The 13,853-nt window shown below is 48.1% G+C and carries 11 protein-coding genes, 4 tRNA genes and 1 rRNA gene; 15 read left to right on the top strand and 1 reads right to left on the bottom strand.

Annotated features, from left to right (window positions below):
- From rrf to birA, 3 genes are all read left to right on the top strand, one after another.
- A 5S ribosomal RNA gene (rrf, locus tag LVQ79_RS22695) occupies positions 1-73 on the top strand; the annotation flags it as partial.
- Positions 74-345: 272 nt separating this feature from the next.
- Positions 346-1,374: a UDP-N-acetylmuramate dehydrogenase gene (gene murB / locus LVQ79_RS22005; protein WP_232866949.1), complete on the top strand. Its 1,029-nt coding sequence runs from the start codon at positions 346-348 to the stop codon at positions 1,372-1,374.
- On the top strand, positions 1,371-2,333 hold the full coding sequence (gene birA, locus LVQ79_RS22000; protein WP_232866946.1) for a bifunctional biotin--[acetyl-CoA-carboxylase] ligase/biotin operon repressor BirA: 963 nt from the start codon (positions 1,371-1,373) through the stop codon (positions 2,331-2,333). Before murB ends, birA begins: the two co-directional genes overlap by 4 nt.
- A 29-nt stretch (positions 2,334-2,362) precedes the next feature.
- On the opposite strand, the gene coaA is transcribed toward birA, so the two are convergent.
- Positions 2,363-3,313 carry a type I pantothenate kinase gene (gene coaA / locus LVQ79_RS21995; RefSeq protein ID WP_064515269.1) on the bottom strand — a complete coding sequence of 317 codons (951 nt, stop codon included), beginning with the start codon at positions 3,311-3,313 and terminating at the stop codon, positions 2,363-2,365.
- Between the two features lie 590 nt (positions 3,314-3,903).
- Between coaA and LVQ79_RS21990 the strand changes: the two genes are divergently transcribed.
- The 12 genes from LVQ79_RS21990 (at position 3,904) to rpoB (ending at position 13,808) form a co-directional block, all read left to right on the top strand.
- Positions 3,904-3,979, top strand: a tRNA-Thr gene (locus LVQ79_RS21990).
- Between the two features lie 10 nt (positions 3,980-3,989).
- Positions 3,990-4,074: transfer RNA gene (locus LVQ79_RS21985), tRNA-Tyr, on the top strand.
- 119 nt (positions 4,075-4,193) lie between these two features.
- Positions 4,194-4,268, top strand: a tRNA-Gly gene (locus LVQ79_RS21980).
- Positions 4,269-4,273: 5 nt separating this feature from the next.
- Positions 4,274-4,349 (top strand) — tRNA-Thr (locus LVQ79_RS21975).
- Positions 4,350-4,460: 111 nt separating this feature from the next.
- On the top strand, positions 4,461-5,645 hold the full coding sequence (tuf, locus tag LVQ79_RS21970) for an elongation factor Tu (RefSeq protein WP_232863769.1): 1,185 nt from the start codon (positions 4,461-4,463) through the stop codon (positions 5,643-5,645).
- Positions 5,646-5,879: 234 nt separating this feature from the next.
- Positions 5,880-6,263 (top strand): preprotein translocase subunit SecE, encoded by a 384-nt coding sequence (gene secE / locus LVQ79_RS21965; protein WP_151996063.1) that lies wholly within the window; start codon positions 5,880-5,882, stop codon positions 6,261-6,263.
- A gap of 1 nt (position 6,264) precedes the next feature.
- Positions 6,265-6,810: a transcription termination/antitermination protein NusG gene (nusG, locus tag LVQ79_RS21960; RefSeq protein WP_034461806.1), complete on the top strand. Its 546-nt coding sequence runs from the start codon at positions 6,265-6,267 to the stop codon at positions 6,808-6,810.
- Positions 6,811-7,092: 282 nt separating this feature from the next.
- Complete coding sequence (gene rplK / locus LVQ79_RS21955; protein WP_120066378.1) at positions 7,093-7,521, top strand: 50S ribosomal protein L11; 429 nt, start codon at positions 7,093-7,095, stop codon at positions 7,519-7,521.
- Between the two features lie 3 nt (positions 7,522-7,524).
- Complete coding sequence (gene rplA, locus LVQ79_RS21950; RefSeq protein ID WP_034461804.1) at positions 7,525-8,229, top strand: 50S ribosomal protein L1; 705 nt, start codon at positions 7,525-7,527, stop codon at positions 8,227-8,229.
- Positions 8,230-8,524: 295 nt separating this feature from the next.
- Positions 8,525-9,022, top strand: coding sequence for a 50S ribosomal protein L10 (rplJ, locus tag LVQ79_RS21945; RefSeq protein WP_034461803.1), 498 nt, complete (start codon positions 8,525-8,527; stop codon positions 9,020-9,022).
- A gap of 66 nt (positions 9,023-9,088) precedes the next feature.
- Positions 9,089-9,454 carry a 50S ribosomal protein L7/L12 gene (gene rplL, locus LVQ79_RS21940; protein ID WP_064515273.1) on the top strand — a complete coding sequence of 122 codons (366 nt, stop codon included), beginning with the start codon at positions 9,089-9,091 and terminating at the stop codon, positions 9,452-9,454.
- A gap of 325 nt (positions 9,455-9,779) precedes the next feature.
- Positions 9,780-13,808: a DNA-directed RNA polymerase subunit beta gene (rpoB, locus tag LVQ79_RS21935; RefSeq protein WP_151996064.1), complete on the top strand. Its 4,029-nt coding sequence runs from the start codon at positions 9,780-9,782 to the stop codon at positions 13,806-13,808.
- Positions 13,809-13,853: the final 45 nt, after the last annotated feature.

Here is a 13,853-nt window from a genome sequence, read left to right as displayed (position 1 = left end):
ACTCAGAAGTGAAACGCCGTAGCGCCGATGGTAGTGTGGGGTCTCCCCATGCGAGAGTAGGGAACTGCCAGGCTCCAAATAAACAAACAAGCCTCATGCGAAAGCATGGGGCTTTTTTGTGCTTGCTTAAGTGGACAACATTGTCGGGAGTAATGTTGCACGTCGCTTGCGACGGCCCCGGAGGGGTGAGTATCAGGATGATACGAATACAAGCCCTGTACTGATGTTCAGGGTTTTTTGCTGTCTGCGATTTATGAAATCACCCTTCATGTTCCCCTCTTATCAAGCCAACCCCCACCATATAAGGTAAACTAACCGGGTTTAAACTCAGGAAAGATACCCAACATGAGCACTTCTCTTAAACCTTTCAATACATTCGGTATTCAGGCTAATGCTTCACGCATTGTCATTGCTGAAACCGTGCAACAATTAAAGGATGCCTGGAGTGAAGCAATGGCAGCAAATATGCCAGTGTTGATTCTGGGCGAGGGGAGTAACGTTCTCTTTCTTGAGGATTATTCCGGCACGGTAATTATCAACCGTATTTCAGGTATAGAAGTGACGGAAGAAAATGATGCGTGGTATCTGCATGTGGGTGCAGGTGAAAACTGGCATCATCTGGTTGAAAATACCTTACAGCAAGGAATGCCCGGGCTTGAAAACCTGGCTTTAATTCCGGGATGCGCTGGATCTTCACCAATTCAAAATATTGGCGCGTATGGTGTTGAGCTTAAAAACGTCTGCCATTACGTTGATTGCGTTGATTTAATCAGCGGTGAGATGCATCGCCTGGATAATTCACAGTGCCAGTTTAGCTATCGTGACAGTATTTTTAAGCATGAATATCAGAACCACTATGCAATCATTGCCGTGGGATTACGTTTGCCAAAACAATGGCAGCCAGTATTAAGCTATGGTGACTTAGCCCGTCTTGATGCTGGAAATGTCACGCCTCAGGAAGTATTTGATGCAGTTTGCCATATGCGTATGACAAAGCTTCCGGATCCACGTGTTAATGGCAATGCGGGGAGCTTTTTCAAGAATCCAGTCGTTGATGCCGAACAGGCTGCTGTACTACTTGCGGCCTTCACTAACATTCCACACTATCCTCAGCCTGATGGGTCAATAAAACTGGCGGCAGGTTGGTTGATCGATCAATGCCAACTGAAAGGCTACAAGGTAGGTGGTGCGACAGTGCATCAACAACAAGCTTTGGTACTGATAAATGAGAGTGGGGCTTCAAGTCTGGATGTTGTCGATCTTGCACATCATATTCGTCAGTGTGTCGGGGAGAAATTTAATGTGTGGCTGGAACCAGAAGTCCGTTTCATCGGCACATGTGGTGAAGTTAGTGCAGTGGAGACAATTGCATGAAAGATAATACAGTCCCACTCACGCTGATTAGTATCCTGGCCGATGGTGAATTTCACTCTGGTGAGCAACTCGGTGAGCAGCTCGGTATGAGTCGTGCGGCCATAAATAAGCACATTCAAACTCTAAGAGACTGGGGAGTGGATGTTTTTACCGTCCCAGGGAAAGGCTATAGCCTCCCGGACCCTATCCAGTTACTGAATGAAGAGCTGATAAAATCGCAAATTGAAACAGGCTCAGTTGCGGTATTACCTGTCATTGATTCGACTAACCAATATTTACTCGATCGTATTGAATCACTTCAGTCTGGTGATGCATGCATTGCTGAATATCAGCAAGCCGGTCGAGGGCGTCGTGGTCGGCAGTGGTTTTCTCCATTTGGTGCAAATCTTTATCTTTCAATGTTCTGGCGACTCGAACAAGGTCCAGCAGCTGCGGTGGGTCTAAGTCTTGTCATCGGGATTGTGATGGCTGAAGTGTTGCGTGAATTAGGTGCTGAAAATGTCAGAGTTAAGTGGCCAAATGATCTATATCTCAATGATCGCAAGCTTGCCGGCATTCTTGTTGAGTTAACTGGGAAAACAGGTGATGCGGCACAAATTGTTATCGGCGCAGGTATCAATCTTGCGATGCGTAATGTGGCCACTGACGTGATTAATCAAAGCTGGATTAATCTCCAGGAAGCTGGGATTAATATAGATCGCAATGCATTAGCCATCAGAATAATAAAAGAACTACGTAAGGCATTATATTTATTCGAAGACGAAGGTTTAATACCATTCCTTCCACGTTGGGAATTGCTCGATAATTTTATTAATCGCCAGGTGAGGTTAATTATTGGTGAAAAAGAAATTCATGGCATCTCACGAGGAATTAATGAACAAGGCGGCTTGCTGTTAGAACAAGATGGCGTTATTAAACCTTGGGTTGGTGGAGAGATATCACTGCGCGGGATAACTTAATGATAATGGGGGATTAAATCCCCCGTTATCTATTTTCTGAGTCTTACACAGTCCACTTCATGATTTGCACTTTTCGTCATGATTAAGCTGGCACGCTCACGGGTGGGTAGAATATTTTCTTTTAAATTCAGCCAGTTGATCTCTTTCCAAAGTTGCAGTGCAACATTCACAGCTTCATCTTCTGGAAGTTTCGCGTAACTATGAAAATAAGAGTCCGGATCGGTAAATGCACCCTCACGGAATTTCAGGAACCGCGTGATATACCAATCTTGCAGTAGATCTTCGGGGGCATCGACATATATAGAGAAATCAACAAAATCTGATACAAATACATGATGCGGATCGTGGGGGTAATCCATACCACTCTGCAAAACATTTAATCCTTCAAGAATTAAAATATCAGGCTGAGCAACCGTTTTATCACCATCAGGTATGACATCATAAATAAGGTGAGAGTAAACCGGAGCCGTCACATTCGGCACCCCTGATTTAATATCAGAAACAAATTTCACCAAACGATGCATATCATAGGATTGCGGGAATCCTTTTTTCTTCATCAGATTGCGTTCTTTCAACACATTATTCGGATGTAGAAACCCATCAGTAGTAATCAACTCTACGCTGCGATGTTCAGGCCAGCGGCTAAGTAAGGCTTGTAACACGCGAGCAGTTGTACTTTTACCTACAGCGACACTGCCGGCAATACTAATGACGTAGGGAATACGCTGTCCATTAGTGCCCAAAAATTGCTCTAATACAGCCTGTCGGCGCAGGTTTGAACTGATATAAAAATTCAATAGGCGTGAGAGTGGCAGATAAATTTCAGCCACTTCTTCTAACGAGAGGTCCTCATTGATACCTTTCAACCGGGCGATTTCACCTTCGGTCAGTGTCATCGGTACTGAGTCGCGCAAGGCTGCCCACTGGTTGCGGTTGAACTGCATATAAGGAGTCGTCAACATTTGCTCTTTATTACTCATAAGCATGCTTCTGCCTGTAATTCAGGACAAAAATGAACGTAGTACGCAGACTGAGAAAAGGGGACTCATCTCAGGTAATCAAAGGCGTGCAACGTATATTACTTTTCACAATGGGCAGGAGGGTAACACCAGATGAGGGATAATAATAAGAAAAAAAGAAAGTGGTGATGCATTGAGAGGACAGCATCACGTTGCAGCTCGGTGTTGATTCGTAATGCACCGTATAAATGCTTAATGAAGAATAAGAGTTTGCGGCTGATAATGCGGGGCTGACATTGCAATCAAGTAATGAAGGTGTCTAAAAGCAGTAGTTAGGGAGTGAAGTCATCCTTCCAAAGTAAATGAAGAGAGATTAGTGCAGTGGCAGAGTATTAAAAGAAGGTGCTTTGTAAGCAAAGCATGTAGTAGAAGAGCACAATAACTCTATTTTGTATAAATCATTACGGTCCTTGATGTACAAAATCAGCCCGAAATGCCGTTTAATTCATCATTTTTACGAGCTATCGCGCAAAATATAAGCGGTAGTGCATTTTCTTTAATTTTTTTGTTGCATCAAGGCGCCGGTCTTCCTAGAATGCGCGCTACTTGATGCCGACTTAGCTCAGTAGGTAGAGCAACTGACTTGTAATCAGTAGGTCACCAGTTCGATTCCGGTAGTCGGCACCATCAAGTGCTTGGTGGGGTTCCCGAGCGGCCAAAGGGAGCAGACTGTAAATCTGCCGTCATCGACTTCGAAGGTTCGAATCCTTCCCCCACCACCATTTTCAGGCCGCGCTATGCGCAGCCCGAGGCGACGAGATCCAACTAGTCGTCTCGAATACTGAGGAGCCTCTCCTCAGGTTCTATACAGAATTCAAGCAGGTAGCCGAGTTCCAGAGATGCGGGCATCGTATAATGGCTATTACCTCAGCCTTCCAAGCTGATGATGTGGGTTCGATTCCCACTGCCCGCTCCAGATGTGCTGATATAGCTCAGTTGGTAGAGCGCACCCTTGGTAAGGGTGAGGTCGGCAGTTCGAATCTGCCTATCAGCACCACCTCCTTTATCCTCCCTGTTTCTCTTCTGTTAATGAATTCAACAAATTCAGGCTTTCGCCTGGTTGATGTGGTGATATCACCGATTTATCCGTGTCTTAGAGGGACAATCGATGTCTAAAGAAAAATTTGAACGTACAAAACCGCACGTCAACGTCGGTACTATCGGCCACGTTGACCATGGTAAAACCACTCTGACTGCAGCAATCACTACCGTTCTGGCTAAAACCTACGGTGGTTCTGCTCGTGCTTTCGACCAGATCGATAACGCACCAGAAGAAAAAGCTCGTGGTATCACCATCAACACTTCCCACGTTGAATATGACACCCCGACTCGCCACTACGCGCACGTTGACTGCCCAGGGCACGCCGACTACGTTAAAAACATGATCACCGGTGCTGCTCAGATGGACGGCGCTATCCTGGTTGTTGCTGCGACTGATGGCCCAATGCCACAGACTCGTGAGCACATCCTGCTGGGTCGTCAGGTTGGCGTTCCTTACATCATCGTGTTCCTGAACAAATGCGACATGGTTGATGATGAAGAGCTGCTGGAACTGGTAGAAATGGAAGTTCGTGAACTTCTGTCTATGTACGACTTCCCAGGCGACGATACTCCAATCGTACGTGGTTCAGCGCTGAAAGCACTGGAAGGCGACGCGGATTACGAAGCTAAAATCATCGAACTGGCTGGCTACCTGGATACCTATATCCCAGAACCAGAACGTGCTATCGACAAGCCGTTCCTGCTGCCAATCGAAGACGTATTCTCCATCTCCGGCCGTGGTACTGTTGTTACCGGTCGTGTAGAGCGCGGTATCGTTAAAGTTGGTGAAGAAGTTGAAATCGTTGGTATCAAAGATACCGTGAAATCAACCTGTACCGGCGTTGAAATGTTCCGCAAACTGCTGGACGAAGGCCGTGCTGGTGAGAACGTTGGTGTTCTTCTGCGTGGTATTAAACGTGAAGATATCGAACGTGGTCAGGTACTGGCTAAGCCAGGCTCTATCAAGCCACATACTCAGTTCGAGTCAGAAGTTTATATCCTGTCCAAAGACGAAGGCGGCCGTCATACTCCGTTCTTCAAAGGCTACCGTCCACAGTTCTACTTCCGTACAACTGACGTGACTGGCACCATCGAACTGCCAGAAGGCGTTGAGATGGTAATGCCGGGCGACAACATCAAAATGGTTGTTACCCTGATCCACCCAATCGCGATGGACGACGGTCTGCGTTTCGCAATCCGTGAAGGCGGCCGTACTGTAGGCGCGGGCGTTGTTGCTAAAGTTATCGCTTAATCGCTGATAACATTTGACGCAACACGCATGAAAAGGGCATCATTTGATGCCCTTTTTGCACGCTCTCTGTCCAGAACCTGGCTCATCAGTGATTTTTTACTCATAATCATTGCTGAGACAGGCTCTGAAGATAGCGTTATACCGAATAGTGCCTGAAAAGAGCCATTCGGTCTGGTTTTGCCTCGCGTATGCGGGGCAAAAATGTTTGTCTGAATTATTGTGACGGGTTGGTTTATGAGTGCGAATACCGAAGCTCAAGGAAGCGGGCGCGGCCTGGAAGCGATGAAGTGGCTGGCAGTTGCTGCTCTGCTGATTGCGGCGATCGTGGGCAACTACATTTATCGTGATGTATCTCTGCCTCTGCGTGCCCTGGCAGTGGTTGTTCTGATTGCTGCAGCGGGTGGTGTCGCGCTGTTAACGACGAAAGGCAAAGCAACAGTTGCTTTCGCCCGCGAAGCGAGAACCGAAGTTCGTAAAGTGATTTGGCCAACTCGCCAGGAGACTTTACACACCACCTTAATCGTGGCAGCAGTTACAGCTGTAATGTCACTGATTCTGTGGGGGCTGGATGGTATTCTCGTCCGCCTGGTTTCTTTTATTACTGGCCTGAGGTTCTGAGATGTCTGAAGCCCCTAAAATGCGCTGGTACGTCGTTCAGGCGTTTTCCGGTTTTGAAGGCCGCGTAGCAACATCGCTGCGTGAGCATATCAAATTGCACAACATGGAAGAGTTGTTTGGTGAAGTCATGGTCCCGACCGAAGAAGTGGTCGAAATCCGTGGTGGCCAACGTCGCAAAAGCGAACGTAAATTCTTCCCGGGCTATGTTCTGGTCCAGATGGTTATGAATGACGCGAGCTGGCACTTAGTGCGTAGCGTTCCGCGCGTGATGGGTTTCATTGGCGGTACTTCTGACCGTCCTGCACCAATCAGTGACAAAGAAGTTGATGCGATTATGAACCGCCTGCAGCAGGTTGGTGATAAGCCGCGTCCGAAAACGCTGTTTGAACCAGGCGAGATGGTACGTGTCAGCGATGGTCCATTTGCTGACTTTAACGGTGTAGTTGAAGAAGTAGATTACGAAAAGAGCCGCTTGAAGGTTTCTGTATCTATCTTCGGTCGTGCTACACCGGTTGAGCTTGATTTTGCTCAAGTAGAGAAAGCCTAGTAATTAGGTTATACCCAAAATAATTCGAGTTGCAGGAAGGCGGCGACGCAGTGAATCTCCAGGAGCTTACTTGAGTAAGTGACTGGGGTGAGCGAAGAAAGCCAACGCACATGCAACTTGAAGTATGACGGATATAAAAGCAGCGATTAATCGTTGCACAGGGCGCGAGATTGGAATACAATTTCGCGCCTTTTGTTTTTATGCGTCTTGTGCGCGTAGAACGAATTATTCACGGGGAGCCTTCATTGTTTAAGGCGCTATAACCCACTAGAGGAAATTAAGATGGCTAAGAAAGTACAAGCCTACGTCAAGTTGCAAGTTGCAGCTGGTATGGCGAACCCAAGTCCACCAGTTGGTCCAGCTCTGGGTCAGCAAGGTGTTAACATCATGGAATTCTGTAAAGCGTTTAACGCCAAAACTGAATCCATGGAGAAAGGTCTGCCAATTCCGGTTGTTATTACCGTTTATGCTGACCGTTCTTTCACTTTCGTTACTAAAACTCCACCGGCTGCTGTTCTGTTGAAGAAAGCTGCAGGTATCAAGTCTGGTTCCGGTAAGCCGAACAAAGACAAAGTGGGTAAAGTGACCCGTGCTCAGGTGCGTGAAATCGCAGAAACCAAAGCTGCGGACATGACTGGTTCTGACGTTGAAGCGATGACTCGCTCCATCGAAGGTACTGCTCGTTCCATGGGCCTGGTAGTGGAGGATTAAGAAATGGCTAAACTGACCAAGCGCATGCGCGTGATCCGTGACAAAGTTGATGCAACTAAACAGTATGACATCAACGAAGCCGTTGCTCTGCTCAAAGAGCTGGCCACTGCGAAATTCGTAGAAAGCGTTGACGTTGCTGTAAACCTCGGCATCGACGCTCGTAAATCTGACCAGAACGTACGTGGTGCAACTGTACTGCCGCACGGTACTGGCCGTTCAGTTCGCGTAGCCGTATTTGCCCAAGGCCCTAACGCTGAAGCAGCTAAAGCTGCTGGCGCTGAGCTGGTAGGTATGGAAGATCTGGCTGACCAGATCAAAAAAGGCGAAATGAACTTTGACGTTGTTATCGCATCTCCAGATGCAATGCGCGTTGTTGGCCAACTGGGCCAGGTTCTGGGTCCACGTGGCCTGATGCCTAACCCGAAAGTTGGTACTGTAACTCCTAACGTTGCTGAAGCGGTTAAGAACGCTAAAGCTGGTCAGGTTCGTTACCGTAACGACAAAAACGGCATCATTCACACCACCATCGGTAAAGTGGATTTTGACACTGACAAACTGAAAGAAAACCTGGAAGCTCTGCTGGTTGCGCTGAAAAAAGCTAAACCATCTCAAGCTAAAGGCGTTTTCATTAAGAAAGTTAGCCTGTCTACCACTATGGGTGCAGGTGTTGCGGTCGACCAATCTGGTCTGAGCGCAGTAGTGAACTAAGATTCACTGCTTTACGCGGGCGAAAGATTAGTCTAAAATCTTACGCCCGTTGCCTTGCAATGCAGGGCACAAAGAATTTTCGGTTGGAGCCTGGCCTTATCCAGGCCTCCGTCCAAGACCGCAGGTGTTTCGCAAGAGACTTAATTGCCTGCGTAGACGGTGACAGAACCTGAAGAATATTTTTGATAGTCTTTGGCTTGTTTCTGCTCACCGTATGTCGACGTTCATTATCGTTTTGGTAATGAATGAAGTGAGTTCCGGGGGAAACCCCGGCTAATATCCAGGAGCAAAGCTAATGGCTTTAAATCTTCAAGACAAACAAGCGATTGTTGCTGAAGTCAGCGAAGTAGCCAAAGGTGCGCTGTCTGCGGTTGTTGCGGATTCCCGTGGCGTGACCGTAGGTAAAATGACTGAACTGCGTAAAGCAGGTCGTGAAGCTGGCGTTTACATGCGTGTTGTTCGTAACACCTTGCTGCGCCGCGTTGTTGAAGGTACTCAGTTTGAGTGCCTGAAAGACACGTTTGTTGGTCCAACCTTGATTGCATATTCTATGGAACACCCGGGCGCAGCTGCTCGTCTGTTCAAAGAATTCGCTAAAGCGAATGCAAAATTCGAGGTTAAAGCTGCAGCCTTTGAAGGTGAGCTGATCCCGGCGGCCCAGATCGATCGCCTGGCAACTCTGCCAACTTACGAAGAAGCAATCGCACGCCTGATGGCAACCATGAAAGAAGCCTCTGCAGGCAAATTGGTTCGCACTCTGGCTGCTGTACGCGATCAGAAAGAAGCTGCTTAATAGCGCTTTCCTTTCTAACGCATCTGCTTACGTATAAACTTATTCTGATTTTCAGGAACAATTGTTATGTCTATCACTAAAGATCAAATCATTGAAGCAGTATCCGCTATGTCTGTAATGGACATTGTTGAACTGATTTCTGCAATGGAAGAAAAATTCGGTGTTTCCGCTGCTGCTGCTGTTGCAGGCCCTGCTGCTGCTGCTGAAGCTGTAGAAGAGAAAACTGAGTTCGACGTTATTCTGAAAGCTGCTGGCGCTAACAAAGTTGCCGTTATCAAAGCAGTACGTAGCGCAACTGGCCTGGGCTTGAAAGAAGCTAAAGACCTGGTTGAATCCGCTCCAGCTGCGCTGAAAGAAGGCGTGAGCAAAGATGACGCAGAATCTCTGAAGAAAACTCTGGAAGAAGCTGGCGCTGAAGTTGAAGTTAAATAAGCCAACCTTTCCGGTTGCAGCCTGAGAAATTAGGCTGATGGCTGGTGACTTTTTAGTCACCAGCCTTTTTGCGCTGTAGGGTACCAGTAGCGTTTCACACTGTTTGACTGCTGGTTTCCTTTCAATGTTTGTCTCTATCTACGCCTTAATATACTACGACTTTCTACACCGGGAGTTCCGGGGTAAAGCGTGGCGAAATGGTTTAAGAGTGATAGAAACAGGTATTGCGGAGAGTGTTCCACTTTCCGGTCCACAAAATAGTGTTGCACAAACTGTCCCCTTGTCGGGCAGATGGGTCGACTTGTCAGCGAGCTGAGGAACCCTAATGGTTTACTCCTATACCGAGAAAAAACGTATTCGTAAGGATTTTGGAAAACGTCCACAAGTTTTGGACATTCCTTATCTCCTTTCTATCCAGCTTGACTCGTTCCAGAAGTTTATCGAGCAAGATCCTGAAGGCCAGTACGGTCTGGAAGCAGCTTTCCGTTCCGTGTTCCCTATTGCAAGCTACAGCGGTAACTCTGAGCTGCAATATGTGAGCTATCGTCTGGGTGAGCCGGTATTTGACGTTAAAGAATGTCAGATCCGCGGCGTGACGTATTCCGCTCCCCTGCGCGTTAAACTGCGTCTGGTGATCTACGAGCGTGAAGCGCCGGAAGGCACCGTTAAAGATATTAAAGAACAAGAAGTTTACATGGGTGAAATTCCACTCATGACAGATAACGGCACCTTCGTTATTAACGGTACTGAGCGCGTTATCGTTTCTCAGTTACACCGTAGCCCAGGTGTGTTCTTTGATAGTGACAAAGGTAAAACCCACTCTTCTGGGAAGGTGCTGTATAACGCACGTATCATCCCTTACCGTGGTTCCTGGCTGGATTTCGAATTCGACCCGAAAGACAACTTGTTCGTACGTATTGACCGTCGCCGTAAATTACCAGCGACCATTATTCTGCGTGCGTTACAGTTCACCACTGAGCAGATTCTTGATCTGTTCTTTGAGAAAGTTAATTTCGAAATCCGTGACAACAAGCTGCAGATGGAATTGGTGCCAGAACGCCTTCGTGGTGAGACTGCATCCTTTGACATCGAAGCTGACGGCAAGATCTATGTCGAAAAAGGCCGCCGTATTACTGCGCGCCATATTCGTCAGCTGGAAAAAGACGATATCAAGCTTATCGAAGTTCCGGTTGAATACATTGCTGGTAAAGTTGCGGCTAAAGACTACGTTGATGCATCGACTGGCGAACTGATTTGCCCGGCGAACATGGAACTGTCTTTGGATCTGTTAGCTAAACTGAGCCAGTGTGGTCATAAGCGTATCGAAACGCTGTTTACCAACGACCTGGATCACGGTGCATACATTTCTGAGACCATCCGTGTCGACCCAACCAGCGATCGCCTGAGCGCGCTGGTTGAAATCTATCGCATGATGCGTCCTGGCGAGCCACCAACTCGCGAAGCAGCTGAAAACCTGTTCGAGAACCTGTTCTTCTCTGAAGACCGTTATGACTTGTCTGCGGTTGGTCGTATGAAGTTCAACCGTTCTCTGCTGCGTGATGAAATCGAAGGTTCAGGCATCCTGAGCAAAGACGACATCATCCAGGTTATGCGTAAGCTGATCGGTATTCGTAACGGTCAGGGCGAAGTGGATGATATCGACCACCTCGGCAACCGTCGTATCCGTTCCGTAGGCGAAATGGCGGAAAACCAATTCCGCGTTGGCCTGGTACGTGTAGAGCGTGCGGTTAAAGAGCGTCTGTCTTTGGGCGACCTCGATACCCTGATGCCTCAGGATATGATCAACGCCAAGCCTATCTCTGCTGCGGTCAAAGAGTTCTTCGGTTCCAGCCAGCTGTCTCAGTTCATGGACCAGAACAACCCGTTGTCTGAGATTACGCACAAGCGTCGTATCTCCGCACTTGGCCCGGGTGGTTTGACCCGTGAGCGTGCAGGCTTCGAAGTACGTGACGTACACCCAACCCACTACGGTCGTGTATGTCCAATCGAAACCCCTGAAGGTCCGAACATCGGTCTGATCAACTCCCTGTCTGTTTATGCACAGACTAACGAATACGGTTTCTTAGAAACTCCGTATCGTCGCGTTGTTGAAGGTGTTGTAACTGACGAAATCCATTACCTTTCTGCAATTGAAGAAGGTAACTACGTTATCGCTCAGGCTAACACCAATCTGGACGAAGAAGGCCGTTTCGTAGACGACCTGGTAACTTGCCGTAGCAAAGGCGAATCCAGCTTGTTCAGCAACGACCAGGTTGACTACATGGACGTTTCTACCCAACAGGTAGTTTCCGTCGGTGCGTCCCTGATCCCGTTCCTGGAACACGATGACGCCAACCGTGCATTGATGGGTGCGAACATGCAACGTCAGGCCGTTCCAACTCTGCGTGCTGATAAGCCGTTGGTTGGTACTGGCATGGAACGTGCTGTTGCCGTTGACTCCGGTGTTACTGCGGTTGCTAAACGTGGCGGTACTGTTCAGTACGTTGATGCGTCTCGTATCGTTATCAAAGTTAACGAAGACGAAATGCTGGCTGGTGAAGCTGGTATCGACATCTACAACCTGACCAAATACACCCGTTCGAACCAGAACACCTGCATCAACCAGATGCCATGTGTTTCTCTGGGCGAACCTGTTGAACGTGGCGATGTGTTGGCAGACGGTCCGTCTACTGACCTCGGTGAACTGGCTCTTGGCCAGAACATGCGCGTAGCGTTCATGCCGTGGAACGGTTACAACTTCGAAGACTCCATCCTCGTATCCGAGCGTGTTGTTCAGGAAGATCGTTTCACAACTATTCACATCCAGGAACTGGCATGTGTGTCTCGTGACACTAAGCTTGGGCCTGAAGAGATCACTGCAGACATCCCTAACGTGGGTGAAGCAGCTCTCTCCAAACTGGATGAATCCGGTATCGTTTATATCGGTGCTGAAGTGACCGGTGGTGACATTCTGGTTGGTAAGGTAACGCCTAAAGGTGAAACCCAGCTGACTCCAGAAGAGAAACTGCTGCGTGCAATCTTCGGTGAGAAAGCGTCTGACGTTAAAGACTCTTCTCTGCGCGTACCAAACGGTGTTTCCGGCACCATCATCGATGTGCAAGTCTTTACCCGCGATGGCGTGGAAAAAGACAAGCGCGCGCTGGAAATCGAAGAAATGCAACTGAAGCAGGCGAAGAAAGACCTGACTGAAGAACTGCAAATCTTTGAAGCTGGTTTGTTTGCTCGTATCCATGCTGTGCTGGTTGCTGGCGGTGTTGAAGCTGAGAAGCTCGACAAATTGCCACGCGATCGCTGGTTGGAACTGGGTCTGACTGACGAAGAGAAGCAAAACCAGCTCGAACAGCTGGCAGAGCAGTACGACGAGCTGAAGCACGAGTTTGAGAAGAAACTTGAAGCTAAGCGCCGCAAAATCACTCAGGGTGATGACTTGGCACCTGGCGTGCTGAAAATCGTTAAAGTGTATCTGGCCGTTAAACGTCAGATCCAACCTGGTGACAAGATGGCAGGTCGTCACGGGAACAAAGGTGTTATCTCCAAGATCAACCCGATCGAAGATATGCCTTACGATGAAAACGGCACGCCGGTAGACATCGTACTGAACCCGCTGGGCGTACCATCTCGTATGAACATCGGTCAGATTCTGGAAACCCACTTGGGTATGGCTGCTAAAGGCATCGGCGAGAAAATCAACGCTATGCTGAAGAAGCACGAAGAAGTTTCCAAGCTGCGCGAATTTATCCAGAAAGCATACGACCTGGGTTCAGATGTTCGTCAGAAAGTTGACTTGAACACCTTCACCGACGATGAAGTTCTGCGTCTGGCTGAGAACCTGAAAAAAGGTATGCCGATTGCTACTCCGGTATTCGACGGTGCAAAAGAGTCGGAAATCAAAGAGCTGTTGCAACTGGGTGGCCTGCCGACTTCCGGTCAGATCACTCTGTTTGATGGCCGTAGCGGTGAGCAGTTTGAGCGTCCAGTAACCGTAGGTTACATGTACATGCTGAAACTGAACCACTTGGTTGATGACAAAATGCATGCGCGTTCTACCGGTTCTTACAGCCTTGTTACTCAGCAGCCGTTGGGTGGTAAAGCTCAGTTCGGTGGTCAACGCTTCGGTGAGATGGAAGTGTGGGCACTGGAAGCATACGGTGCTGCTTATACCTTGCAAGAAATGCTGACTGTTAAGTCTGATGACGTTAATGGCCGTACCAAGATGTATAAAAACATCGTGGATGGTAACCATCAGATGGAACCAGGCATGCCGGAATCCTTCAACGTACTGTTGAAAGAAATCCGTTCGCTGGGTATTAACATCGAGCTGGAAGGCGAGTAATCACTCGTATCTGCTGTACTGGTTACAGGATGTCCGGGTCACACC

This window comes from Buttiauxella cochleicola, from assembly GCF_021282405.1.
GTDB lineage: Bacteria > Pseudomonadota > Gammaproteobacteria > Enterobacterales > Enterobacteriaceae > Buttiauxella > Buttiauxella massiliensis.
This window is presented reverse-complemented; position numbering and strand designations above follow the sequence as displayed.